The organism is Paenibacillus sp. 481 (assembly GCF_021223605.1).
In the GTDB taxonomy this organism is placed as follows: domain Bacteria; phylum Bacillota; class Bacilli; order Paenibacillales; family Paenibacillaceae; genus Paenibacillus_B.
Genome location: NZ_CP075175.1, coordinates 2780674 through 2806578, shown reverse-complemented (window position 1 = coordinate 2806578; position 25905 = coordinate 2780674). Strand labels below are relative to the sequence as shown.

Sequence of the window (25905 nt, the reverse complement as noted above, 5' to 3'; positions counted from 1 at the left end):
AGGCGATCACCTTAACGAAGGAAATCTAGCAAGCTCGGGCGGGATATACGCGCAATTGTATCCAGCGAAGCTTGATAAATACCCTCAGCTGTTTTCAGCTCGGTAATGACTTTGGGCATATTAATATCTTCTGTCTTGGATTGCAAACTAATATAATTCAAGTTCAGATCTTCCAAGCGACTTGTCGTAAACTCCAAGCGATTTTGCTTAGCCCCTACTTCTGCCTGTGCGGTAACAATAGTCTCAATAAATGATTGCAGTTTAGGAATAGAAGCCTGAATGTCTCCTGTATTGTTAGACTCCAGAGCTTTTTTAAAGTTATCCACGACTTTGAACATATTGTTCGCATCAGTGGACTTCCCGAAAATCTTGTCGCCTACGGTATTTACATCCACGTACATCCCTGCTCCAACTTGATACTGAAACACCCCTTGATCAAGCTCATAAGCTTGGTTCGCCGGATCAGCTGGATATGGTGGCTGCTCAATACGCTGGCCATTGAAAATATGTTTCCCTTTGAATTGAGCATTGCCAAGTGATACTAAATGATCATACAATTGCGATACTTCTTGCGCAATATTTTTACGAGCATCTGGCGGAACCGTGTCCGTTCCGCCTTGTACAGCTAGCTCAGATAGTTTTTGCATAATTTGCGTTGTTTCATTCATTACTGTGTCTGTATACTTCAGCCACGACTCCGCATCCTGAGTATTTTCCTCAAACTGTGTCGTGGAGCTAATTTCCGCACGATAGTGCAGAGCGCTAGCTACACCAACAGGATTGTCAGATGGTCTATTTAGCTGACGATTCGTCATCAACTGCTCCTGATATTTGTCCAGACGGTGGAAATTGTTCTGCAAGTTTTTCATCATCGTGCTGCTCATCATCGATTGTGTAATACGCATCTGTTCAGACCTCCCTATGTAGCCTCATGTTCTTACCTACTTACAAGCTATACATCTATATGATCATAGTCCGTTTGTCATTTATCAGATTAATTATCTGCCTACTACGCCTGTACTGTTAATTAACTTATCTAGCATTTGATCCATTGTAGTGACAATGCGGGAAGAAGCGCTGTACGCATGCTGGAATTTGATCAGATTCGACATCTCTTCATCCAACGATACACTACTAACTGCTTGGCGCAGCGTATTCGCATGATCCGCCAATAGCTGGCTGTTTTGCAACATCTTTTTGGCGTGATCAGAGTCTGTACCCAACTGTGCAACGACAGATTGTACATAACCATTAATGGTAGCCGAGCTTGTAATCGAACCTGGCTGCGTAAAGGTGTAAACCTTCTCCGCCAAGCTAGCAATCATAAGCGCCATATCACCGTTACCCTGTAATACAACTTCCTGCGTCGTATTATTTGGTCCCGGGCGATTTTCTGTCCGCATTGATGCCGCGATATTTTTAACATCAGCCTCAATAGCGGAGTTGATACGAATATTGTTAGCTGTAATCGTCGTTCCGCCACCCGCAGCTACAAAGAAGTCCAACCCTGATTGTGTAGGGGTTTGCAAGTTGTAGCCAAGCTTATGAAGCCCATTCAAGCCGTTCACGGTATATTTCGTATCGTTCATTAACTTACGTGGATTAGCTGGGTCCATAACCGCATTCTGTATGACTACACCAGGAGGTAATATAGAACCTGCCGGAAGTGTAACTTCAACTGGACCGTTAGCGACCGTATTCGCCATAATATCAAGCTGACGGCTATATTCCGCGACATGGATATCACGTGATTCGATGTAACCTCTAATTTCTCCATCCGTTAACCCTGCTGTGTCTCCAATGGCAATTGGCGTGGATTCCATATTGTCAACAACCAGCGCATTGCCGAACATAACTTGATAGCTTTCATCGGTGCCTTCAATGACCCGTACATTACCGAGATTGGATAGCTTATCAACGAGCAAGTCCCGCTTGTCTCGCAAGTCATTCGCATTATCGCCAAGCCCTTCAATACGCTTAACCATTTGCGTAAGCTCGGAGATTTGGCCAATATAATTGTTGGCCTCATTCACTTTTACGTTAATGCGTTCTGTCAAGTTGTTAGACAACACGTTCAACTGTGAAGAAATGTGACCGAACGTTTCCGTCAATGCGATCGCTTTCTGTTGAACTACCGTACGAGCTGACAAGTCCGAGTTGCTCGGATTTTTGCTGAGTAGTTGCCAAGCGTTCCAGAACTCCGACACGCTTTTTGCAATACTGTTATTTGAAGGTTCATTGAACACACCTTCAATATTACTCATCGTCTCCTGCGTTACTTTCCACGTCGAGTTGACCGTATTTTGGTTACGGTATTCAATATCGAGTAGGAAATCACGCACTCGCTTAATGCTGTCCACTTCCACGCCCATTCCGAGTTGGTTTGGATTTTTGGAAGAGTTGCTGATGCCAGGAAAATCAATCGGCCTAGCCGCCGTCATATTTGCAACTTGTCTTGAATACCCCGGTGTATTGGCATTCGTAATATTGTGACCCGTCGTGCTAATCGCCGTCTGATGAGCCATAATACCGCGTTTACCGATTTCTAATGTATGAAATGTAGAACGCATATCGAGCATTCCTCGCTTTCTCTTCTAAAAAATACTCTCTCTTACATTCGTCACATATGTTATCTGCAACAACAATCATTCGCCCTGTACTGACAATGTATATGAATGAACCTAAACGACCTATCCTCTCGTATCGAACATACGTCTGGTCAATTTGGAGTTAGCTTGTGCAGGGTGCTGGTATACCACATCATCTTCCGGACGACTTGTAAATAAGTTAAGCGAATACTCAACAAAGTCAAGCGACTGATGCAGTAAGCTCTGAATGACTGCATTTTTTTCTTTCAATTTCTGCAATGTTTCCGAAAGCCGTTGCTGCGTCTCCTGCAAGCGGAGGCGCTCTTCCGGCTGAAACACAAGACGGGCGATTTCAGAAATCGTCAAGTTCAATTGCGAGCGAATTCCTTTCTCTTGCAAAAAGGCGTGTGCCGCAGCCACTCGTTCTTCATCAGCTTCAGCAACTTGCTTCAGTAGACGCGATTCCTTCGTCATCAACAGTGATAATTGATCGACTTGGTTGCGTGCGATTATGTCTTTCTTCTCTTCAGCAATGCTCAGCAGTTGAAGATGAAGCTCGTTCAAATGATCGAGCACATTCATTAATCGTTGCAAGCTCACGCTCGTTCCTCCGTTACTCAACATTACGCTTAAAGAGCGGCATCATCTTCTCCGCTATCTTATCCGCCTCTACAAAGTACGTGCCCGTTGATACAGCACGCTTCAATTCCTCAATGCGCTCAGTACGTCCTGTATCCTGCATTCGATTCTGTGCATCGAGCATGACCTTTGCTTCCGTTGAGATGGTCAGTTCGTCCTTTCGCATACTCTTCTGCGTAGAACGGTTCACTGCATGCTGCTTCTGATAGTGTTGTATAGCTCCAAGACGTTGGGTCTCATTGATTTTCAACAGAATCACCTCATTCCAATTAAGCGCAGCTTACCGCTGCTATTATCTGTTTAGACACATTCCTCTACTCCAAAACAAATAACCGATAACCTTTACTAAGATTATCGGTCCACTGTCAAGAAATATTTAGCTCTATTTCAAAAGAATATTTAAGCCGTTTAACTTCATTTCCAGACATGTATCAACATGTAGGTTAGTCCCGTGAATGATCGATTGCACGATATGCACCATGCTGGCCTTGCGCTTTGGGCGGGGCTCCACTCTCTTGCTTTACATCTGCAATATCTTTCATTAAGCGTGAACGACAGCTGTCGCACATATGCCCTTCACGAATTTGGTTATTGCACATTTCGCAAGTGTATGTAACATTAGGTGCCTGATAGACAGATATTCTACCTTCACGAATAAACTGTGTAATTTGGCGTGCACTTACACCCGTAGCTTCCGCCAGCTCATGCATGACAGATTGGCGATACTTGCGCAAATATTCCGAACAAAGCTCATATTCTCGTTCAATATCCTTTAAACATGTCGGACATAAATCTCTGTATGTTTTCGCAAATAGCCGTCCGCAACGAGGACAATTGCTAAGCTCCATCTCGTTAGCCCCCTTGAACGCCTTTTTCCTACATCATAACGTATATTTCGCCGCAACACGAGTACATTTTTTTGTGGGATTGTGTAAAAAAATTGTCCGTGAAAGCATCCGTTATTGGTGTTGAGCCCAAGATAATCCATTGCACCTACGCTCGGGCCCATGTGTAACTCAATACGTATAATGGACGGCGAATAACGCTCTGTAGAGACGCAATCTCTCGTGCGCACGCACGTAACGTACTTCCTGTTGTATACACATCATCTACGAGCAGCATCACTATCCCATCAGGCTGATCATTTTGCTTGCCATGCTGTCCCATTCCCTTGATCACATGACCACATTTATTTGTTTCAAGATGCCCTACATACCCCACATCTGAGCGCAATTGAAACACGTTAGCTATGTTACGTTCACGCCCGCTTCGCGTCTGCATACTTTGCTTCGCTGTTTCTTGCTCCCTCATTAATAACGGGACAACAGGACGATTCCATGTACGGCCCATGATTTGGGCCAACTGCTCCGCTTGATTAAATCCTCTCTCATACAGCCTCTGCTCACTCGTAGGCACAAAGGTAATAATATCAGGTAACATACAATTACTGGACCACCCGCTTCTTCCCCCATTGCTAGTACATCTTCCTAGGGAGTTCATGAATCCGGTAAATAGCATTGGATAAGAGACGCTCATCATTCGTCCAATAATTTCACCATAAACGTTAAGGCCATAAAATTTGTACTGGCTTAACCAATGCTTCATATGATTATCGTACCGGACGACACTACGATTACCTGCTAATCCCCATGCATGCAAAGGATGACGCTCGCAATCTGTACACCGGATCGCTCTACCACAACTTTTACATCCTACTGCTTGGATCCAAGGAATAGTCCCAATGCAGGCTGCGCACAGCCATAGCTTCAACACTTGTCCTCTCGCGTCAAAGCTGGCAGCCTGTTGCCTTAAATGATTCGGTTGTAACGGCATAGCAGCATTTTTCCTACAGCTCTGACATGTTGTAAGTTCAGGTTGAAAAAGAGTATTGTATCCTCGTCGCATCCACTCCGACCACGTATGCTTCGTAAAAAACCGCATCACCTATCCCCCCTTTCTTCTATCCAACAGCTCCTGAGCAGTTCGCCCTGTGGCAGTCTACGAAAGCCTTCGGAAGCCTACGCCCCCTCTAAGCCTATGCGGCACCTGCACCCTGCTGCGCAGGCAACAAATAGCCTTGCCGACGCGCAATTTGATTCATGCTATCAATTTGCCGCACGGCCTGCCGCTGCGCACGACTCCATTGTGCCGAGCCGAACACAACCGTCCCGGCCGGATCATCCTTTGACCTGCCTGCCCTTCCTGCCATTTGCACAAGCGAGGCCGTATCAAATAGACGATCGTCCGCATCCCAAATAAACACGTCACTCTTCGGGACAGTTACACCTCGCTCCAGTATCGTCGTCGTGACAAGAATACGAATGTGCCGTTCACGAAACTGTGTCACCTTATCAGAACGTGCCTCGTCCGCTGCCGAGGTGCCTTCCACTCGCACGTGAGGCATCAGCCGTGCCAACATACTTACAACTCCGTCCACGTGACGAACTCGAGCCACGAACACAAACAACTGAGCGCCTCGCTGCACTGATGCCTCAATCGCCTTACGCATGTCAGACGGCAAACTCCCATCCTTAAGGGACTTGCTTACACTCGGCATTGCAATGCGTTGTGGCACTGGGAGCGGATGCCGATGATAACGAACAGGGACCTTGGCGTGCGCAAGTCGGCCAGCTTTAACCTCACGCTGCATTTGCTCTGGCGGTGTAGCTGACAAATACACAAACACCCCTCCTGGCAGGCAAGCCCGCTCCGCTGCACGATGAAGCAAAGGGTCATTATGATACGGAAAAGCATCCAACTCATCAATAATGGCCAAATGAAATGCACCATCAAAGCGCATTAATTGATGCGTCGTCGCCAACGTAATATGTCCCTCCGACCACCTCTCGGGACTCCCACCGTATAAAGTCACCACTTTATGCTGACTAAACGCCTGCTGAATCCGTGGCTTCAACTCCAACACGACATCACGTCTTGGAGTCGCGATCAGCACTTTCCCTCCGTGCCGCAACGCATCTTCAACGAGTGGGAAAATCATTTCCGTCTTACCCGCTCCTGTCACGGCCCACAACAAAAAAGAGCCCTTCGTGGCAAGTACAGCAGCTCGTCCTATGCCTGTCGATCCTGAACGTAGCTCCGCATGTGCATCCTCTTGAACTAGCAGCTCCTTTTCACCAACAAGAGCCCTTGCACTTTGTAATCCCTCTCCTGCGTGGACATTTCCCCACGACTTGCGCGACTGTAGCCTCATTTCTGCAATATAGCTTAGCGCAGCCTCACTCGCAGCAAGTTGTGCGGGTGCAAGTCCCCATTTTCCAAGCTGGCCACTGACATCTTCATTTGTCACAACTCCTTTGGCGTTATCTTCGAATTCAGATCTCAAAGCTACTTCTTCTACTACCGACATACTCCCTACTACCTTACTCGTAACTATCTGCTCAACCATTCCCTCCCTTGTCATCGCTAACTTCAATTCCGCACGTCTTGTCAACACCCCCACCACGAGTAACGCACACGCGCGACAACGCCCCATGTTGATACATGCTGTGCATGTCCTGCAATGTAACAAACCACAGGAAGCGCAGCTATTTGACTCCAACTTGTCGCCTTTGCTACCACAACGTTCACAGCTCGCAACAACGCTCTGACGCCAGCCCATGAACCGTCGCCTCAACATAGCAAACCATCCTCGCTGCATATGTTCCTCTTCACCTTTAGGTCGATCCGTTATCCCGCTACGCAATTCAATCCACCCTTGCAACCATGCCCATTGAAGTAAAGATTTATAGTTGAGCAGCAACCTCCCTAGTCCCCGTTGTTCCAGTAAATCTTTCATTTCGACTTCGAGCAACGCACGACCATCCAGTGCTTTTGCCATCTCCCGGACACCCTCACGCCATGACTTCGGCAAAAAAGAAATGGGAGCCACCGCTCCCAGCTCCCTTTCACTCGCATGCATCACACGTTTATAGTTAGATCCACGCTTATCATATATATGTGTTGTCGTTGTTTGATGTCCCTGCTGAGAAATACTAAGTTCTCCTTCCTTCTCATCACGCTCTAAACCCTTCCATTCAGCAGCTCTTTCTGTTCGAAAAGGCAGCACCGTTCCATAAGCGGAATATGGCTCATCCGGACGTTCCATGATGAAATCTCCGGACACGGGTTCAGAGGACTGCGGCTCCAAAATGGTAACCTCCAATCTCTCTCGCATCCATAATAGATACTTCTCACTGTTCATTTGCTTCACATAATTTTCAAAAGCAGATGCAAAGTAGCTGCTCCAACGCGTCCTTCCCCAGCTATCCATCTCTTTGTCTACTTTAAATCCCTGCAACACCGCTAATCCGACAGGCAATGAAACAGGTCGCTGCACAACAACCAGCCGGCTCCCCCGTGTGTTCCTACCATCCCGCCCGCCCCCTTCGCCCAACCAATACCAAGCGTCCATCCGCCAATCCATCGTTAACCCTGACTGCCATCCCAGCTCTGTACGTACCGCATACAACTTGACCTCCACCATTTAAACCCCCTTAAATAATAAATTGAGTGATATGAATGATGCCAAAACGCAAAAAAAGCACATGACTGCCCGAAAAATCGGGACAGCATGTGCTTCATGCTTATCACTGTTTATTTGTTTAATATTGTAAACGACCTTACGTCATCTCGCAACAAAAAAATGTTATAACAACTCTTAGCCACAGTCATTCATCACTTGCGGCGTTTTTTCCTAACACGACGGCAAAAATGGCACCATCCTCGCCTACAACGCACCGCGAGCCATAAAGGGTACTTTTGCCCAATCTTCAATGCATTGCGGCCGAATCACGACCAGCGCTTCCTCTGGCGCCTGCTGACGCTCAAGTTCTTGCAGCACATATTCTCGCTCAGCAGCACAGCTAACCCGTTTCCACTCCCAACTAACTCCGTGGCGGCGGACAACTCTGCGTGTAATTTGTTCCGTACAATCTTTCGACCCTTCGTCCACTACCGTAATATGCAACCGCTGGCCTTTTAACCAAGCGAACCAACAATAAGCTTGTATAAGCCACTCCATATAGCGTTCATCATTTTCAGTCACGATCACGACATGTCTCCATGACACTGGCTTGGAACCACGCAGCGTCTGCCACCTATGCACCAGATGAACAGCCGCCACCGCTACCGCGTAGCAACACACAATCCACAAAAGCATTGCGATCATGCGGCCCACCTCCTTACTACCAAGTGTATGCCGCATTTAAGCATAGGGTGCCGGAATAGCGTCGTTATTTTACGATTTTTTTCAAAAACAAAAAAGGACGCTCAACCTTTAATTCCCACCAACCCAAGCGAAACTTATTCCGCCTTGCATTAGTAGAACTTAAGGTAGCGTCCTTTCCCATTCAAAAGACTCTTACAACGTAACCCAACCATTTTTGATGGAGTTAATAACGGCTTGTGTCCGGTCATCAACCTCCATTTTTTGCAAGATACTGCTCACGTGGTTTTTAACCGTCTTTTCACTAATGAACAAATACTCGCCAATCATCTTATTGCTCTTACCTTCAGCCATAAGACGAAGCACTTCAGCTTCACGGCGTGTTAACGGATTATCTTCAGAAGCAACGAATTTAACTCCGTTTTCTTTCACTTTATTGTTGTTCATTACACCACGATCATCCAACAGCGTCATACGGCGGAGCTGATGAATAAGCTTACCTGTTACTTTCGGGTGAATGTAAGCAAACCCACCTACAACGGAACGAATCGCATTAATAAGCGACTCTGCCTCCATATCCTTTAACAAGTAGCCAGAAGCCCCTTTGCGTAGCGTTTCGAACACATAGCTCTCATCATCATGAATCGACAAAATAAGAACCTTAACGTCCGGAAAAATATCACGCAATCGCTCTGTCGCGACGACCCCATTTTCAATAGGCATATTAATGTCCATTAAGACAACGTCTGGTATTTCCTGATTGCAGAACTCGACCACCTGAATGCCATCGCCACACTCGCCGATGACCTCCAAATCTTCTTCCATATTTAAAATCCGCTTCAAACCTTCACGAAAAAGTTGGTGATCGTCAGCAAGGAGCACTTTAATTTTCGTTTTCCCCGTCTTACGATTCTCCATACGTTTACTCCTCTCTCTTATCCACATTCGTTGGAATTTGAATCACTATTCGTGTCCCACTATTTTCAGCCGAATGGATTTCCATTCGCCCTTCCAGCAGCTCCACACGTTCACGCATGCCAAGTAGACCGAAATGAGTATGTTCTTTCGTCTTTGATTCCACAGCTTCTACTTTGAAGCCTAGCCCGTTATCTCTGATAACTAGCAGTACTTCCTCTTCATCGTAGGTCAGCTCACAGGACACAAATGATGGCTGCGCATGCTTGGCCGCATTCGAAAATGCCTCTTGCACCAAGCGGTAAATGGCCGCTTCCATCGCTGATCGCAGACGACGCTCATTTCCTCTGACTTCGAACGAAGTCCGTATTTTGGTCTTATCCTCAAAATCATGTATAAATTTGCGCACAGTGGGCACTAAGCCAAGATCGTCCAACGCCATTGGGCGCAAATTGAATATCACTTTTCGAATTTCCTCTAAACCGATACGAACTTGACCTTTTAAATCTATTATTTCGTGCTGGACCATTTCAAATTCCTGCTTCGACAGCATTCTTTCCACAATTTCTGTCCTAAGCACCAAATTGGCTAGTGATTGAGCAGGACCATCGTGAATTTCTCGCGCGATCCGTTTCCGTTCTTCCTCTTGTGCCAAAATAATTTTTAAGCCTAGCAATTGTCTATTTTTTGCAGACTCTAAAATGCGAGTGACTTGTGTCAAATCACCTGATAAATATTCAAGTGCAACACTCATTTGCGAACCGATAGTCTCCGCACGCTCAATTGAGCCTTCCACATTGCGGAGGCGCTTCTGCAAATCGTCACGACGCGTCTTTAAGTAGTTTTCTTTTTCCCGATAGATCATTAGTTCCAGCTGCAACTGGGTTGCCTTCTCATAAGCCTGTTTGATGTCCTCTTCTGTATATCGGACAAAATCACGACTTACATCAGTCAAACGCAAACGAGCCAGACGATAAGTTCGCTCCAGCTCGTCCACTTTATCACAAATTTCGGCCGTCTGATTCATGACTTCCTGCATTTGAACACTTAGAGAAAGCGCCTCGTTGCGAGCCGAATCTAATATTTCGAAAATTTGATACTTACTCTCTTCCATTACTTTGATGGCGTTCTTAATAACGCGATCAATGACATCGACTTGATTCTCCACGAACGTTCCGACTCCTCGGTCCTAAAGGATGAATGGATTTAATTCACCCCTTATCATAACACATCAATGTATAGTAATGGTCTTGGTTTTTTGCTCCCAATTTACATTTAGGCCTAATTGATCCCCTACGAGGCGTAAAGGGACTAAAGTACGACCATTTTGCACGATTGGCGCGACATCAGACTTAAGTCGTTTGCCATTGACGTTGATCGATTTATTGTTCACGATCATTTCAATGAAACGCTCTCCACGTAGGATGGAAACCCTTTTTAGCTTGCCGTCCCACATCGTCTTTCCACCGAATGCATCAATAATATACTTCACCGGTACATAAGTAGTACTGTTTAGGACAATTGGCGCAACATCAAGTTTTTTGGAAGTCCCATTTACCGTTGCCCTTTTGCTGTTGACTGTAAGCTTCATCTCATTTTTTGCAAGCTCGTTCGTTTCATTAGCGGATGGCAGTTGGACAGCAATATTATCAAATGCGACTTCGCCTGTAATTGCCCGATCAGCTTGTCCTTTCGCTAAATTCACCACGTACAGACGTGAAAGTTTAACTGGACCTGTTAAGCCTAATCCGGATAAGTCGGCGCTTACTGTCTTCCAACCTTCCCAATCCATTTCCTTCGCCAAATCTACTAGCTGTTCTTTCCCATTTGCATCAACTAGTTTCATTCGCAGCCAGTTACCGCTGTTATCACCGTGAACGTCTATTTTTAGCGAAGTCGAACCTGTTGGCAGCGTAATGCCTTTATCATCATTCAATACCGCGTAGGCAAATTTATTGTCTTTTCCATCTGCTGTAGATCCTTCGCCAGCTTGTTCTGTGCCCTCACTCATATCGTAGGCCAGTTTAAGCGCCTTTTGCTCGCGCCCGCCGATTCCCGATGCTAATTCTACACTACCTACTGTTTTGGCCGCTGGTAGGCCAGAGAAGCTTATTGGGTATCTAGCCGCATTGAAACTCTCTACAGCTTGATCGCTGGTCGTTGTAAGCGGTACGATTGTGCGCCAGCCGTTATAGCTCGCTATTGCGTAGCCTTCTGACGTATTAGCGTCCACGCTACTTACGTTCAATGTTCCATCCTGCACATTACCTTTGAAGCCTTGCAGCTCCCACGTGACAGCTTCGGCTGGAAGCTTGAATGAGCGGCCGTCTATCAACTTTGCGGTAATCGGCATGTGTACGCTCGCTCCAGCCTCTAACGGGGCTGATGCTGTGCCAATACGCAGCTCTGCAATTTGATCCGCACCGACAACTTCTACGTCTGCTGTCGTCTTTGCATTTCCGGATGAGGCGATAACTTGTGATTTGCCTGGCTTCTTCGCGACAAATGATTCGCCATTCCACGCAATGGCACCGTTTGTAGATGACCAATTCACGCTTAACGTCGTATTTTCCATCGGGTTGTAGTATTCATCATACGCCTTTACCGCATAGCCCGTACGTTGACCGATAAATAGTGTCTTCTCACCACTAATCGCAATGCCTTTCACTTTACCCTGTGGTGCCGTTGTATAGACGCCTATGCCGTTCACGACGGAGCGTGAGGAGGTTCCACCGTATTCCGTCTGATGCGCAAGCACCGTGTCTGTCTCAGCTAACGGGCGGCTTACCATCGTCGTTGAACCGCCGCCGTCCAAATTGACGGCTTTCCATGCTCCAATTTTGACGAGCACCTGCTGTAGCTCCTTAAGTGTCAGTCCAGAGTTGCCCTCATTTTTCTCAGCTGTGACCATATACACATGGCGGCCATCCTGCGAATATCCTACCGCTGTGCGTGCACGCGCACTGGAGCCGCTAATGTTGGCTGTATTGCGCGTAAAAGCAGATGGAGCCCCGTTCTCGACAAGCAGCGTATGGCCGCCAATCATCATTTGCAAAGATGACGGATCTACCGCTTGATTGGTCGTCTTAGAAATAAGCTCGTAGTTCACCTGTACGGATGCGCCAACTTGCATATGCTTTCGCATATAATCGGCTGCCTTGCCGTGTCCACGCAAAATAACAGCACCCTCCGGCACTTCCATTGCCAAAGGTGCCTTGTCGGAAAATTGCTCTACGACACCGCCACGCACGAGCGCCTCCGTCGGCGTCGTTGATGCGTCTTTAGGCCGGCTTGTCCCTTTCCATGCACTCGTGTATACGTACATCGCATTAACATGGCTATTTTGCTTCGACGGCTCCATGATGTACTTCGGCTTATTAATACCCGCTAGTGGGAATGTGGTTCCGCCCTGCTCTGATACTTTGCCCTCAAAGCTGTAGTGGTCAATTTTAGGCTGCCCCTCTTGCGTAACAACAAAAGCGTACATTCCTTGCAGCTGTGACGGGCTCGTAATGACCACGCCATCGGACACCGCGCCTCCCATTGGGACGCCTTCACTGCTCATATCCCAATAATCGCCGTTAACACCTGCGACGGCTCCTGTCTCCTTAGTCATTTTCGAGACATTATTTACCCCGGCAGTCTTACCATTTTTCCCTGTCATCACCCCAAGCTGCAAATATGGGTTTTTCATATCTGCCTCAATGACATTTACTTTTACTTTTTCCGTTTTGTTTTTACGTTTTACTGTATATTGATAGTTTACAAGTTTCGCACCCGAAGTGATCATTTCTTCGCTTATTTTGTGCAAGTTTTCACTTCTAGTTGCTGTTTGATATTCCGCAGGAGGTGCGTCCGCGTGTACATATGCTCCTCCGCCTAGTAGCGATTGGCTTAATAAGGTTCCTGACAATACGATTATGGCCGCTTTCGTTCCTAAGCGTATCGGTATCCGCTGGGCGGACACAGTTATTTTCCCCATTATACGACTCTCCCATTTCTTTACGTTATATTCATAAAATCTAATTCAACCACAAAACAGATACTATTGTGAACGTTATTTAACGAGTAATCTTTCAGTACCTTATTTTAGACTACCAAATTCGCCAAAAAGTTGCGGGAAACTTCCAATTTTCGCGAATTTTCGTGCATAAAAATACCCTGCCAAAACATGATGTTTTAACAGGGCTGTGTATCTCTTAAATGACTAACGTAACGGTATTTAATTTTGAAAGAAGACGCACAATGAGTACTGCTGCTTGTTCACGTGTAGCATTCGCTTGTGGCTGGAACTGATCTTTCTTCACACCTTCAATCAATCCTGCCTTTACAGCTTGTGCTATCTGCGCTGCAGCTGATTTAGATACGGCACGATGGTCTTTGAACATTTTTTTCAGTTCGTTACTCGATGCAGTCTGCATACGAAAATCACGAGATTGCGCTGCTCGAATAAGCATAAGCGTAATTTGTTCACGTGTAATGTTAGCGTTCGGACGGAAGTTACCGTCAGGGAATCCGTTAATAACACCTGCTTTTACCGCAGCTCCCAACATTGCACCATTCATCGAATCTCCACTAACGTCACTGAAGCGTCCGACAGCAGCTGAATCCGGCTCCAGCCCTAAAGCACGAGCAATTGCAATCGCAAACTCCATGCGAGTAACAGCTTGCTTCGGTTTAAAATGGGTGTTAGAGCTACCTGTCATAATAAATTTAGCTGCCAGCGTCGTAATGCTGTTACGCGCCCAATGCTTTTGTGTCACATCTAAGAAATTGTACTTGCTATTTGTCAGAGCAAAAATGGCCTTCTGCATAACTGTCGCACTCGCAATTGTCGTCGTGCCATTATTTTTGAACTTTGTCGGCCAATGCGAAATTTGACGATATTGCGTGTTATAGATGACCAGTGTCGACTGGTTTGCATGAAGCGACGTATTAGCTCTCATTTGCAGCTTCTTTTCCACATTCAATGAAACTAGCGAACTCGCTTTGCTAATATCCGATTTGGATGAATAGCCATACACGGCAACGCTATGAGGCATAACGATCACTGACGCATTTTTACTACTCAATGCCGTTTGTATGTCTGCCTGCACTGCGCCTGCCGGCTCAATTTCAAATAGGAGCATCGCGTCACTAACCGAAATTTGCATATCACGCACCATTTGAGACAACATCGTACTATTGATTGAAATTCCGTACAGTACATCGCCGTATTTAACACTAAACGCAATGCCGTCTCGCATCGAATAAGCACGCTCGAATGCACTTAATGGTAGCGCAACACGTGCTCCGCGCTCAGTAAGCGGCACTTCAAATATAATATGTTTGTTCGATTCATTCGATTGAACGACAAAATCAAACGCTTTTTTCAACTTTTCTTTATCCAACGTGTATCGCTGCACGACATAGCCGCCTGATGTATTATCCTGCGCTTTTTGCGCAATGTCCTCAGCAAGCTCGTAAATCGGATCAATAAAAGTATAATTTTTCGCTACTTTTAAATGATGCTCATTTACCGCCCCGACAACTTTATTGCCATTGTTGTTATTGTTATTCGTATTGTTCGTACTCGTCGTATTGTTGCTTATGTTTGTAATTGTACCGTTCATAAGCACATTCATATTCGAGAATACTTTAAGCTCTTGCCCACCAACCGACTTAATCGGTCTTTGGCCCGTATAATACGACACACTCAGCGACTCTACCCCGTTAGGAGGATTCAGCAATTCGATCGCTACTGTTTGTCCTGTTACCGATATGTGACGGATTGAATAGGACTGATTAGTGGAACGAACATTGAATTGCGCAGAGTTTGAAATTTGGGCCGCTTCCAACGTCTTGTTGAATGTCAGCAAAATAGCTGGCGCCTTCCATTGCGTTGTAACGAGAACAGGAGCATCGCTGTCTGTTCTGTTGTTCGAACTAACGAGACTGAAGTTCTGGGCACTGTTATTAGATAAGTCTTCAAGATACGGTGTACCCCGAACATAAGACACTGTAACTTTATCATAGCTGCGTACCGCAGTCGTTAAAGTCAACTCAACTAAGTTCTCTTTAACCTCTACTTTTGTAACAAAGTTGGAGATCTCGTTCACTAAAACAGAAAAATAACTCTTACCTGGGACGCTGTTCTGTTTGAGCGCCTCATTGTACACAAGCGTCAATTTATTGCCTGCTACATATGTCTCAGACAATTCAGGTGCTTTGCTATCATTGTTATTACGTACAAATTGACTGGAAAACGCGCCAATTTGGATGCCATTTGTACCTTCAATCGGATAGCGCCCTGGATTGTAACTAACCTTAACTATCTCTCCATTCGATACCGAACGATTTAACGTTAAAGAGACAGACGTACCACTGTTCGATATTCTATCAATCCCAACCGTGGAATTGTTGAACATGACTGTAAACTGCTCTTTAGCATAAGAAGATACTTCCTTCAAAGATTCTGCAAAATACAAATGTAGGGTATTACCATAAATATACGATTCACGAATGCTTGTTAAATTACCACTCACCGAGTTCTCAACACTACGAGAACTAAAAGTACCTACAGCATTACCAGCCAAATCTTTAATCATACGATAGCGTCCTGAGTAGCTAATCGTTACTACCTGTCCTACCGACACTCCGCCGTCTATATATACATATACAGTATCTCCAGACACGGTAACACTGCTTACACGGCGTGATTCGTTATTAACTGTAACTGTAAATTCACTGTTAGGTACAGAAGTTGTGCTATTTAATGCTTCTTTGTATTTAATTCTAATGACAGAGGTGGCGTGCATTTTTACTTCATCGAGTTCTGGTGCTGTACGATCCGTAGCTTCCTTAGAGAACGACCAGCTTGCGGATGCGGTGTATTCGTTACCCGCAAGATCTTTAACTGCACCTTTCTCCAAATGAACTACATACACTGTATTCTCTTGCAGCGCAGAGGTTGGATAAATCCAAAGCTCTCTTTCACTTTTAACCTCCGCTCTAAGCGATTCGTTACTTGTATTGCCCAATCGACGGAGCTGAATGCCTTTACCGGTATATACAATCGGTTCATTAAACGTAAGGATTATCGGTTTTGTTGTCGTTGTTTCATTGCTTCCGTATGAAGGAACATGAGTTACTATTACCGTCGGCGCGGAAGTATCTTGAGCATGTGTGCTAAACGTCCAAGTTGTCTTCTCAGATAATAAACTTACTTTATCCCGAAAAGCACCTTCAGGAACTTCCACTGTGTATGTGCGTCCATGTTCAAATGTTAATACATTGATCGAACTTATAGTCGTTGTCCCGCCACCAATAATACCTGTCGTTACAGGAATCTTAATATCGGGTTTGTTCGCAGTACGAATGACAATTTCTCCACCTTGTTGAAACACAGGCTCATCGAATGTCATCTCTAAACGTGCCGACAGACCCGAGTTTCCATTCGGCGATAGCTTCGTGACTTTAGGTCGAGCCCTATCGGCTGCTCCCTCTGTCTCGAAGTGCCATTCATTTGGCGTATGGACGCCCTTAAAATGACTCGAACCATCTTTATCTTTAATCGCATTTTCATCTACAATGACATAATAAGACTTACCTTGCTCCAAGGCTTGTGGCAGTATATAGCTTGCCGTCATTCCATTGGGAATAGCAGGATCGGGAGCAAACGCAAATTGCGTTGCTTTAATTACAACAACATCACTGTTCTTATTGTAATCACGAATACGAATAGAGCCTGCTCCTGGCTGAACTGGTTCTTGGAATGAAACTTTCAACGCCAGAGGAGAATGAGGTACTACTGATCCTTTAGCAGGTTCGAATTTAACAGATTGTGGTGCACCCTTAACTGTAAAGGACCACTTATAGCCTTGGAACAGTCCTTTTTTGGCCTCACTCATAAATGTCTTACTCTGAATTTCAACTTCAAATGAAGCTCCACTTTCTAATGGATGCGGCAATGAAATCTCATATTTTAGCTGATCCGTACTTTTAAACTGATTTACATCAAAATTAATATGCTGCAAACCTCCTATTTGACGCACACTAACACGTCCGTTTACAGGCCAAACCTTCTGGTTGAATGTAAACGATAGAGTGGACGGCGAAGCTGAAACTGCTTGTCCGTTCGGTGCAACGCTATCCGCTACTATTTCGATGCTTGGATCAAAATCTACGATTGTAGAAGGTACAATATTGCTAGCCGGAATAACAGACACATTACCCGTGTTGTTGGCGTACACAGCTGGTGTAAGTCCTAAAGTGCCAACTAGCATCGTGACTACTAACACAAGTGATATCCACTTTTTCATATTCAAACTCCTTTCACTCCGAAAAAAGACAGTTGTATTATATTTTTCGGCAAATATAGCGTAAAAGTTTAGCAAAAAAAATAACCCTCTCCCTAATAATTAGGAAGAAGGTCATTTTAACCGTTAGCTTATGCTTTCGATTGTGCAAGCAACGCTTCCGCTTTATCTGTACGTTCCCATGGAAGATCCAGGTCAGTACGTCCAAAGTGGCCGTAAGCAGCTGTTTGCTTATAAAGCGGACGACGCAGATCAAGCATTTTAATAATGCCTGCTGGACGCAAGTCGAAATTATTTTGAATAAGTTCAACCAACAACTCTTCGCTGACTTTACCAGTACCGTAAGTATCAACGTTAATAGATACAGGAGTAGCTACACCAATTGCATAAGCTAATTGGATTTCGCATTTGTCAGCCAAGCCCGCAGCTACGATGTTCTTAGCTACATAGCGTGCTGCATATGCTGCAGAACGGTCAACTTTTGTCGGATCCTTACCGGAAAATGCACCGCCGCCATGGCGAGCGTAGCCGCCATACGTGTCGACGATAATTTTGCGGCCTGTAAGACCAGCATCACCTTGTGGGCCACCGATAACAAAACGGCCTGTTGGGTTGATGTAGTATTTTGTCTGATCGTCCAACCATTCTTGTGGAACGACCGGAGCAATAACTTGCTCTCTGATGTCACGTTGAATTTGTTCCAACGTTGCCTCTTCAGCGTGTTGTGTCGAAACGACGATCGTATCAACGCGTACAGGCTTGCCGTCTACATATTCAATCGTAACTTGTGTTTTGCCGTCAGGACGAAGGTAAGGCAATGAGCCATTCTTACGTACTTCAGACAATCGACGTGCAATACGGTGCGACAATGCAATTGGCAAAGGCATCAGTTCAGGCGTTTCATTCGTTGCAAAGCCGAACATTAGACCTTGGTCACCAGCACCGATGTTCTCCGTTTCTTGCTTCATATCTTCTTCTGTACGTGTTTCGATTCCTGCGTTAACCCCTTGAGCAATGTCAGGAGATTGTTCGTTCAGGGACGTCAACACCGCACAGGTATTGTAGTCAAAACCGTATTTTGCTCGCGTATAACCAATATCTTTAATAGTATTGCGAACGATGGATGGAATATCCACGTAATCTGCTTTCGTGCTAATTTCCCCGATAACAAGTACTAAACCCGTTGCAACGGAAACTTCACACGCGACCCGAGCATTAGGGTCATTAGCCAAAAAGGCGTCCAACACCGCGTCCGAAATTTGGTCGCAAATTTTATCCGGATGTCCTTCCGTAACAGACTCGGATGTGAACAAGTGGCGTCCTTTCAATGACATAGGACTCAGCCTCCCCAAACCTTAATATGGCTCTCCCGAGAGCAGCCTAAACATAAAACGAACCTTTTCCTAGTGGAAAAGGTTGTTATACCAGCCTTCGAGAAATCATATTACTTCATTTGTCGGGTCCTGTCAATGAATGATATCAAAGTTTTACTTCCTATTTTTCCCCCAAGGCCTGTCTTATAAGTCGCTTTGTTATTTCCCCACCTACAGAGCCAGCATCACGGCTTGTAAGGTTGCCCCAATTGTTATGGGAGTAGCCTTGTTGCTCGGGTATACTGCCTAATTCTGAAGCAAATTCAGTATGAAAACCGACATGCGCGCCATGGTGCGCTACAGGTAAACCAAATTCAGCTGCAATTTCGTATTTCATGCGATATAATGCGCTTTTGCTTGCAGGAACTAACGTTTTTTTGCTGCTCATGGGTAGAACCTCCTTGAAGGTACATAATTGGTTCAAATGATTTCTACCCGTAGTTTGTCTCACTGTAACCCATCTAACCCTCAGGAAATATTGCACGGCTTGGAAACTTGAACCTCTTTATCATTTAACGCTTACTAACTCATACCCACCACGCACCGTTAAAATAAGACCATTTGCCTGACCTGGGTCTGGCATTACGCCACGACCATCCCGTGGAAACGACAACAAATGATTCGTCGGTACACTTTGACCATTTTTGAGATCTTTACCGTCCGTTAAATCGGGAACGCCATTGCCGTCTGTGCTCGTAATAAGTGCTTTCCCGTTCCGCACAATGACTTCCGTGCCCGCCTTAGCAACAAGCTTCTCTCCCTTTTTCACATCTACGACTTCTAAGCTGTTCGCAGCTCCCCGATCAATATTGGCACCACTGCCGTTAGCAGCGAGTTCCGCCTGAACTAGTGCCTTGACCTGCTCGTCCACATAGCTTTTCGTTGCTAGCGGGTCCTGAGCGGTCCCTGGCTCCGCTTCGCTCGCCGCTACACCAAACACAGAACCTATCCCGATTCCGCCGAGCAGCAGTCCGGCGGCCATCGTTACTTTCCATACCTTCTTCATGTCATAAACCTCCTTGAAAGGTGGGGTATAAGGGAAATCCCCTCATTATATAGAGGGGATTTCCAATCAATCGATTAAAATTGAAGTATTAATTTACTTTCGTTGTATAAGTAATACCTTGTGAAGCCAACTTCAACTTATGATCTTTGAATTGGTCATATACATTTAATTGTAAATGTCCACTTTTCACTTTCTCAAAGAAACTATCCGAGAAACTATGAGTGAAATGTTTGTTCTTACCTTCCTTTAATCCATCTCCAAGTTTAAGTTCATGCGTAAAAGTACGGCCGCTCGAATCCATAAGTTCAAGTATGACTTTATGTTGATATTCACCCATGTTATAAGTCAGATCACGGTCAAGGTGGTAATCAAACTCAAGGTTCAACGAGCCACCAGATGTAGTTGCCTTAACGCCATGCATAGCTAATGTATAAGGGAACATCTCTATTTTTTCCATGGATTTCACGAATCCAGGTAACTCCATATCTAAACCTAAAGCAACAGCATTTACGTATCCATTCGCTTCTGTTCCAGGTGCTGTAAATTTACCATCCGTAATACCTTCACCAATGATAAGTTCCATATCAGACAAGTACACTTTGTCTGGAATACTTGCGGAAACCGTTACAATATTTTTCCCTTCAGGAGTTGTAGGCGATTTGACTTGAATTGTATCTGCCTTAAACAACTCGCCGTCCTTTGATCTGTAGTAAGCAACAATTTGTGATAGATTGGCCGGACGTTTTTCTTTGTTTTTCATAACCAAATCAGTAACAACCATTTTGGCCGATGTGCCTGGATAAACAAGTGTTTTTCTAGCTGTTATTTCTGCATTACGGCCTGCTGTCTTCAAATCATAAAATGTATTAAATTTAACCTTATCCAAATCTTTAAGGCTTCCTAAGTTAGTGAATTGAATCAACTCGCTTGCTTCTTCGCCAAGCTTCTCCATAAGTGCAATTTGCAACTGCGAAATATCAAAATAAGTTGGTACTTTAGTAACGATGTAAACATCCACTTCACTTTGTGGAGGAACAATCATTGAGCCATCACTTTGCACCAGTTTGGTGTCTCCAGTAGATTTAGCAGAATCGACCTTGAACATACCTTCCAACTTAGGAATTTCAACTGATTTAAACTCTTTATTTTTAATCGTAAGCTTAGCAGATACAATATCTCCATCTGTCCAAGGAAGACGTTGAATGGAAGCTAACGATACCCAGAAGGAACCTTTACTGTTAGCAACTCTGAACTCTTCACCAATAGCGTTATGGATTGAAATAAGTTCCGGAACTTCATAAATTGCTACTGGATAGGCAAACGTTGTGTCCGCACTCGAACTTGTACCAGATGTGCCCGCACCACTATTTGCTTGTCCTCCTGTGGAAGCTGTAGACACACCAGAGCCGCTAGCAGATGGCATATTCATATGAAGCTTTAATTTATCAGAACCGGCATCAGATGGAATGCTAACATTCAGCTTAAACGATTTTGTTTCTTTAGGCTTCAGTGTTACATTTTCCAACGTTTTATTTGAAATTGGGAAAATAGCACCGCTATCTGCATGCATTGTAAACTCATACTTAGGTAGTTTCAATGGCTTAGTGCCGAGATTTTGAATATCAAACGTAATTGAAATATCTTTGTTTTCAAAAGTTGGTGTTACCCAAGCCGTTTGAATTTTCGTCAATATTTTAGTGTCTTTGACAGTCACTGTTTTCTCTTTGTACTTTGGAGTTACTAAATCCTTAGAATTGGACTTTGGTAACTGCATAGTTGCAATTGCATAGTTAATCTTTGATGTTTCGTCTTCTTGAACAATTTGAAGTTCCAATTTGTCCAGCTTTACTCTTGATGGAATTTTAGTCATTAGAGATAACTTCTTTTTATCTCTTGGTTGAATTTTATATTCTGACTCGTCCTGCACTAAAGGATAATTTGCCCCATTATTTGCTCGAATAGACAATTTTATTTTAGGGTTCTCCAATACTTTAGAGCCTATATTTTCTAGATTAAGGTTTACGTTTACATGATTGTAATTATCCGCTGGGAACACAAACATTTGCTCAACCTTAGCGTATACAGGAGTATCATTCAAACGGAATTTTCTTGTTTGGTTAATTGGTGTTGAAGTACTGAAAGTAGCTGGGATTGTGTACTTACCTAGTGTTTTCATCCAATTTGAACTGCTAAAATCCCACTTAAATATCAAAAATTCTAAATCGCTTATTTTAATATTACTGCCGACCTTGGCATGATAAGTTACACTAAGTGTCGATTGTGGTGCAACGCGAACTTTATCTTTGTCATTAGTGGACTGGGTAACTGAGTATTCAGTGCCACTCTTTGATCTTACTTTTGTCCAATAGTCATTTAAATTAATAATTTTACTGTCTTGGTTATAGTAGGTCAAAGTATAGGCAAGAATATTATTGTTATCTTGAGTAAGTAAGTTTACATCCGACAGCTTAACAAAGCTTTTTGCTGTTAACTTTACTGGATTTAATTTATCTAACGTATGTACGACAGGTTGTGAAGTTTTAGTAGTCGGCTTTTTGGGTGCCGGTTTAGTTGCAGGAGCAGCTATAGCCCAATTAGCTTGCCCCATAATTAAAGCGACAGCTAAGAATGAAGCTAGTGCGTTGGTTCTTTTCAATGGTATATCCTCCTAGAATGCGAATTTTGCCTTATATATTATAAACGCAGTAGCCTTAGTTAAAGTTTCGGTTTCAGAGGATTTGAGGTGGTTAAAGTTTTGTCATATATAAAAGAAAAGAGCAGCCATTATGGCTGCTCTTTTAGAAAAAATTTTATTCAAATTAGTTCTTAACGTTGATGTTGTTGAAGTAAGAAGAAATTCCGAAGTTTTTGAGCTTATTCTTCTTAGCAGCTTTGTCAACGATTGCTTCGATACCACCAGTACCCTCAAATTTAATGTTAATTTGAGCGTCTGCTTTAATTGCAGCAGGAAGTACTACTGTAATTTTAATTTCATTAGCTGTTGTGCCTGCTTCAACTTTTGTAACTTCTGCTTTTTCGCCAGTACCTTTAACAGTGTCTGCGTTAACAGTGAACAATTGCTTAAGAGTAGCTTCGCCAACAGAAGAAACTATTTCAATGTCCTCAGTTGTAGTGATGTAGAACTCATAAGTTGTAGCAGATACAGACTTAACTGCCAAACCTTTTTGTTCTGGTTGTACTTCATCAACGATTTGCTTGTTGAAAGCACCAATTTTATTTCCAAATACATCGTAAGAGGAGATAGAATTAGTAGTTACCACAGTAGCGTTCACAAGGCCTGTAGGCAATTTGTTTTCGCTTGTAGTGAATTGCAAGTAAACTGTGTTACCGTCTACCAAACGAGCGTTGTTAGGAACGTATGTGTCGCTTCCTACTTTAACTTCAAAGTCTCTGTGGTTGATGTTACCCAATTGACCTTTGAATACCAATTTAACTTCTTCTTTAGAAGTTGCTTTTGGCTCTTCTTTCAAAGCAACAACAGAATCAGTAATGTCGCTTCCCGCAACTACCATTGTGTATCCAGCATCATTAGCAAAGTATTTGTCTTCAAAGTCAGATACGCCACGAACTTCAAGTGCTGTGAACTTGAATGATCCATCTTTGTTCAACAAGGAATCTTTAGGAGCTTCGATGCGAACAGTGCTAGAGTTTTGAAGAGTTACTTTAGCATCTTTGTGCAATGTCACACGATTTGTTCCATCAATCAAGACATACTTATGAGTTGCAGTAGCACTTCCGTCTCCATCAGTTCTCACGTTACGTGGGAATTGAACGTAGATGTGGTCTGCATCAGAAACCGCTTGTCTCCAAACATGCAAGCTACCTTTGTTTGTTTCGCTAACTTTAACTGTTTGCGTAACTGGGAAGATAGTGTTAGCTACGTGTGCAGCATCTTGTACATTAGAGATTTCCAATGTGTAGTCACCGTTGTCAAGTTTAGCACCAACATAAACGTTTACACGTTTTTTGTCGTCCTCATATTTAGGAGCCAAGCTTGGGTGGCCAGTTGTAGAGTTAACTGCATCACTCTTTACAATTTTGCCGTCTTTTTTAATAACGTAGTTTTCTTTCTTCTCAGCAGAGTCTTTCTTAAGCTTCTCGCTGAAATCTACTTGGAAGTAGTGCTTTCCGTTCGCATCAGTTTTAGCTTCAACTTTAAGAACTGTTGGACGCTCAGTATCAAGAGTTGGAGTTACTTTAGTGTCACGGTTAACTTTGTTACCGCTGTAGTCTGTAACACCTTCAATTGTGATATTGTTTTCGCCCATGCTCAATGTGTTGCTGAAAGTAACTTTCAACTTGTTATCTTCGATCTTGTAAGTACCACTGTTGCTTGTGTTGTTGAAGTAAACTTTGTCGATCGAACGAATTGTTTCGTTGAACTCGATTGTAACTTCTTTCAAGTCGTTTGTTTTTGCAGAAGAAACTTCCGGTGCAGCTGTATCTTCAGTTACTGTGAATGTAGTGTCAGCAGGTACAGTTTTCAAACCAGAGAAGTCTTCAATGTTGCTTACAGTCAACTTGTGCTCACCAACTGCTACATCCGTAATTACGATTGCAACGTTAGGGTAAACGAAGTTTACTTGAGCACCGATAGTTTTGCCATCCACTTTGTAGTTAGCGGAGCTGTGCGCGCTACCTGGTTTAACCGGCTCAGAGAAAACAACCTTGAATGCTTTTGTTCCAAGACCTACTACTTCTTTAACAGTAGGAATTTGAGCATCGATTGGTGTGAACTTGATTGTTTGATCGAAAGTTTTAGAGCTGTCTTCGTTCTTAACGTTCTTAACTTTCAATTCTGTTTCTTTTTGGTTTACCAAAGAGCTCTTGTCATCTTGTTTCAACAAGATTGTAGCTACTTTTTTGTCAGCAGACAAAGTAACTTTTTCGATCTCTTTGCTATCTTTTACTTCGTAGTTTTCTTTGTTTTCTGCAGATTTTACATCTACAGTACCGTCAAATGTAACTACGATTTGTTTCAAGTTTTCTGCTTTAACAGACTCAACTTTTTGAGCTGCTGTTACAGTGTAAGTAACTTTGTGAGTGTACTCTTTGCCGGATTTAACTTTGAATTTAACTTCTGTTTCTTTGTTAGACTCAAGAGCTTTCTCCAACTTGTGAGCTACAACTTCTTTATCGGACATTGTGAACTCAACAGTTTTACCGCCATCAAGAACTTTATAAGTATCAACTTTTGGTCCTTGAAGTTGGTTGTAAGCAGCGTAAGCAGCGTCAAATACTTGACCGCGTGTAGCTACTGCTTTCCAGTTAGTGCTCTCAGGGAACACGCCAGCTTTAACAACTGCTGCTACATAGTCTTTAGCCCATGCAGATGCTGTGTTCTCAGAACCTTTAGGAAGCTCAAGTTTCAAACCTACAGCGATTACTTTTGCTACTTCTTGAACTGTGATGTTACCGTTCAAGTCGAACAATTTCTTCTGTGGGTCTTTACCGTTCATCAAGTTCTCAGCTGTTACAGCTTCTACGAAAGGAGCTGCCCAGTGGTTAGGACCGTAGTTTTTGTCTTTGTAAGTATGAACGCCTGTAACTTCTTTCAAGCCAAATACCTTAACAACAGTTTTCGCGAATGCAGCGCGAGTCATGTTTTTGTCAAGACCTGGAGTACCTTTGGAATCCAAACCGTTAACGATACCTGCTTTTTTCAATGCTTCGAATTTTTCTTCTGTAGTTTTAGCTGCTTCAGCACCGAAAGCTACGTTTGCGAACATAGAGAACGCCATAGCTACGGAAAGCAACAATGCTAATCTTTTTTTCATAACCTTTTTTTCTCCTCCTCTAAATACCTTTGTTTGTTGAGAGTTTTGTGTAGAAGTTTCATAGCTCATTTCCCTCATTCGCCGATTCACCCCCTTCCCAGAGTTTTGAGCGAATATATCCAAAA

Annotated in this window: 17 protein-coding genes; all 17 read right to left on the bottom strand. The window is 43.9% G+C overall.

Annotated elements, in window-relative coordinates:
* Positions 1-11 precede the first annotated feature (11 nt).
* The gene (gene flgL / locus KIK04_RS12290) at positions 12-905 is read right to left on the bottom strand and encodes a flagellar hook-associated protein FlgL (RefSeq protein WP_232278503.1); all 894 of its coding nucleotides are present in this window, start codon (positions 903-905) and stop codon (positions 12-14) included.
* 93 nt (positions 906-998) lie between these two features.
* Positions 999-2570 (bottom strand): flagellar hook-associated protein FlgK, encoded by a 1572-nt coding sequence (gene flgK / locus KIK04_RS12285; protein ID WP_232278502.1) that lies wholly within the window; start codon positions 2568-2570, stop codon positions 999-1001.
* A 120-nt stretch (positions 2571-2690) separates the two neighbouring features.
* Positions 2691-3188, bottom strand: coding sequence for a flagellar protein FlgN (locus KIK04_RS12280; protein ID WP_232278501.1), 498 nt, complete (start codon positions 3186-3188; stop codon positions 2691-2693).
* A gap of 13 nt (positions 3189-3201) precedes the next feature.
* Positions 3202-3477 (bottom strand): flagellar biosynthesis anti-sigma factor FlgM, encoded by a 276-nt coding sequence (gene flgM, locus KIK04_RS12275; protein ID WP_232278500.1) that lies wholly within the window; start codon positions 3475-3477, stop codon positions 3202-3204.
* Positions 3478-3670: 193 nt separating this feature from the next.
* Entirely contained in the window at positions 3671-4075 is a 405-nt protein-coding gene (locus KIK04_RS12270) for a TIGR03826 family flagellar region protein (protein WP_232278499.1), read from the bottom strand.
* 145 nt (positions 4076-4220) lie between these two features.
* On the bottom strand, positions 4221-5168 hold the full coding sequence (locus KIK04_RS12265) for a ComF family protein (protein ID WP_232278498.1): 948 nt from the start codon (positions 5166-5168) through the stop codon (positions 4221-4223).
* A 94-nt stretch (positions 5169-5262) separates the two neighbouring features.
* The gene (locus tag KIK04_RS12260; RefSeq protein ID WP_232278497.1) at positions 5263-7710 is read right to left on the bottom strand and encodes a helicase-related protein; all 2448 of its coding nucleotides are present in this window, start codon (positions 7708-7710) and stop codon (positions 5263-5265) included.
* A gap of 243 nt (positions 7711-7953) precedes the next feature.
* A complete protein-coding gene (locus tag KIK04_RS12255; protein ID WP_232278496.1) occupies positions 7954-8394 on the bottom strand; it encodes a glycosyltransferase in 441 nt (146 codons plus the stop codon).
* A 192-nt stretch (positions 8395-8586) separates the two neighbouring features.
* Positions 8587-9309, bottom strand: coding sequence for a response regulator (locus KIK04_RS12250; RefSeq protein ID WP_232278495.1), 723 nt, complete (start codon positions 9307-9309; stop codon positions 8587-8589).
* A 4-nt stretch (positions 9310-9313) separates the two neighbouring features.
* A complete protein-coding gene (locus KIK04_RS12245) occupies positions 9314-10474 on the bottom strand; it encodes a sensor histidine kinase (protein ID WP_232278494.1) in 1161 nt (386 codons plus the stop codon).
* A gap of 63 nt (positions 10475-10537) precedes the next feature.
* Complete coding sequence (locus KIK04_RS12240; RefSeq protein ID WP_232278493.1) at positions 10538-13288, bottom strand: stalk domain-containing protein; 2751 nt, start codon at positions 13286-13288, stop codon at positions 10538-10540.
* 217 nt (positions 13289-13505) lie between these two features.
* Positions 13506-17606 carry a SwmB domain-containing protein gene (locus KIK04_RS12235; RefSeq protein WP_232278492.1) on the bottom strand — a complete coding sequence of 1367 codons (4101 nt, stop codon included), beginning with the start codon at positions 17604-17606 and terminating at the stop codon, positions 13506-13508.
* A gap of 128 nt (positions 17607-17734) precedes the next feature.
* Positions 17735-18937 (bottom strand): methionine adenosyltransferase, encoded by a 1203-nt coding sequence (metK, locus tag KIK04_RS12230; RefSeq protein WP_232278491.1) that lies wholly within the window; start codon positions 18935-18937, stop codon positions 17735-17737.
* Between the two features lie 160 nt (positions 18938-19097).
* A complete protein-coding gene (locus KIK04_RS12225; protein WP_232278490.1) occupies positions 19098-19364 on the bottom strand; it encodes an alpha/beta-type small acid-soluble spore protein in 267 nt (88 codons plus the stop codon).
* 120 nt (positions 19365-19484) lie between these two features.
* A complete protein-coding gene (locus KIK04_RS12220; protein WP_232278489.1) occupies positions 19485-19982 on the bottom strand; it encodes a hypothetical protein in 498 nt (165 codons plus the stop codon).
* A gap of 88 nt (positions 19983-20070) precedes the next feature.
* On the bottom strand, positions 20071-22638 hold the full coding sequence (locus KIK04_RS12215) for a hypothetical protein (protein WP_232278488.1): 2568 nt from the start codon (positions 22636-22638) through the stop codon (positions 20071-20073).
* A gap of 163 nt (positions 22639-22801) precedes the next feature.
* Positions 22802-25858 (bottom strand): S-layer glycoprotein, encoded by a 3057-nt coding sequence (locus tag KIK04_RS12210; protein ID WP_232278487.1) that lies wholly within the window; start codon positions 25856-25858, stop codon positions 22802-22804.
* Positions 25859-25905 lie beyond the last annotated feature (47 nt).

Coding starts and splice junctions, on each gene's coding strand:
- KIK04_RS12260 (WP_232278497.1), bottom strand. CDS start 7,710: ATGGTGGAGGTCAAGTTGTATGCGGTACGTACAGAGCTGGGATGGCAG.
- KIK04_RS12210 (WP_232278487.1), bottom strand. CDS start 25,858: ATGAGGGAAATGAGCTATGAAACTTCTACACAAAACTCTCAACAAACA.
- KIK04_RS12250 (WP_232278495.1), bottom strand. CDS start 9,309: ATGGAGAATCGTAAGACGGGGAAAACGAAAATTAAAGTGCTCCTTGCT.
- KIK04_RS12220 (WP_232278489.1), bottom strand. CDS start 19,982: ATGAAGAAGGTATGGAAAGTAACGATGGCCGCCGGACTGCTGCTCGGC.
- KIK04_RS12225 (WP_232278490.1), bottom strand. CDS start 19,364: ATGAGCAGCAAAAAAACGTTAGTTCCTGCAAGCAAAAGCGCATTATAT.
- flgL (WP_232278503.1), bottom strand. CDS start 905: ATGCGTATTACACAATCGATGATGAGCAGCACGATGATGAAAAACTTG.
- flgK (WP_232278502.1), bottom strand. CDS start 2,570: ATGCGTTCTACATTTCATACATTAGAAATCGGTAAACGCGGTATTATG.
- KIK04_RS12265 (WP_232278498.1), bottom strand. CDS start 5,168: ATGCGGTTTTTTACGAAGCATACGTGGTCGGAGTGGATGCGACGAGGA.
- KIK04_RS12255 (WP_232278496.1), bottom strand. CDS start 8,394: ATGATCGCAATGCTTTTGTGGATTGTGTGTTGCTACGCGGTAGCGGTG.
- metK (WP_232278491.1), bottom strand. CDS start 18,937: ATGTCATTGAAAGGACGCCACTTGTTCACATCCGAGTCTGTTACGGAA.
- KIK04_RS12235 (WP_232278492.1), bottom strand. CDS start 17,606: ATGAAAAAGTGGATATCACTTGTGTTAGTAGTCACGATGCTAGTTGGC.
- KIK04_RS12240 (WP_232278493.1), bottom strand. CDS start 13,288: ATGGGGAAAATAACTGTGTCCGCCCAGCGGATACCGATACGCTTAGGA.
- KIK04_RS12270 (WP_232278499.1), bottom strand. CDS start 4,075: ATGGAGCTTAGCAATTGTCCTCGTTGCGGACGGCTATTTGCGAAAACA.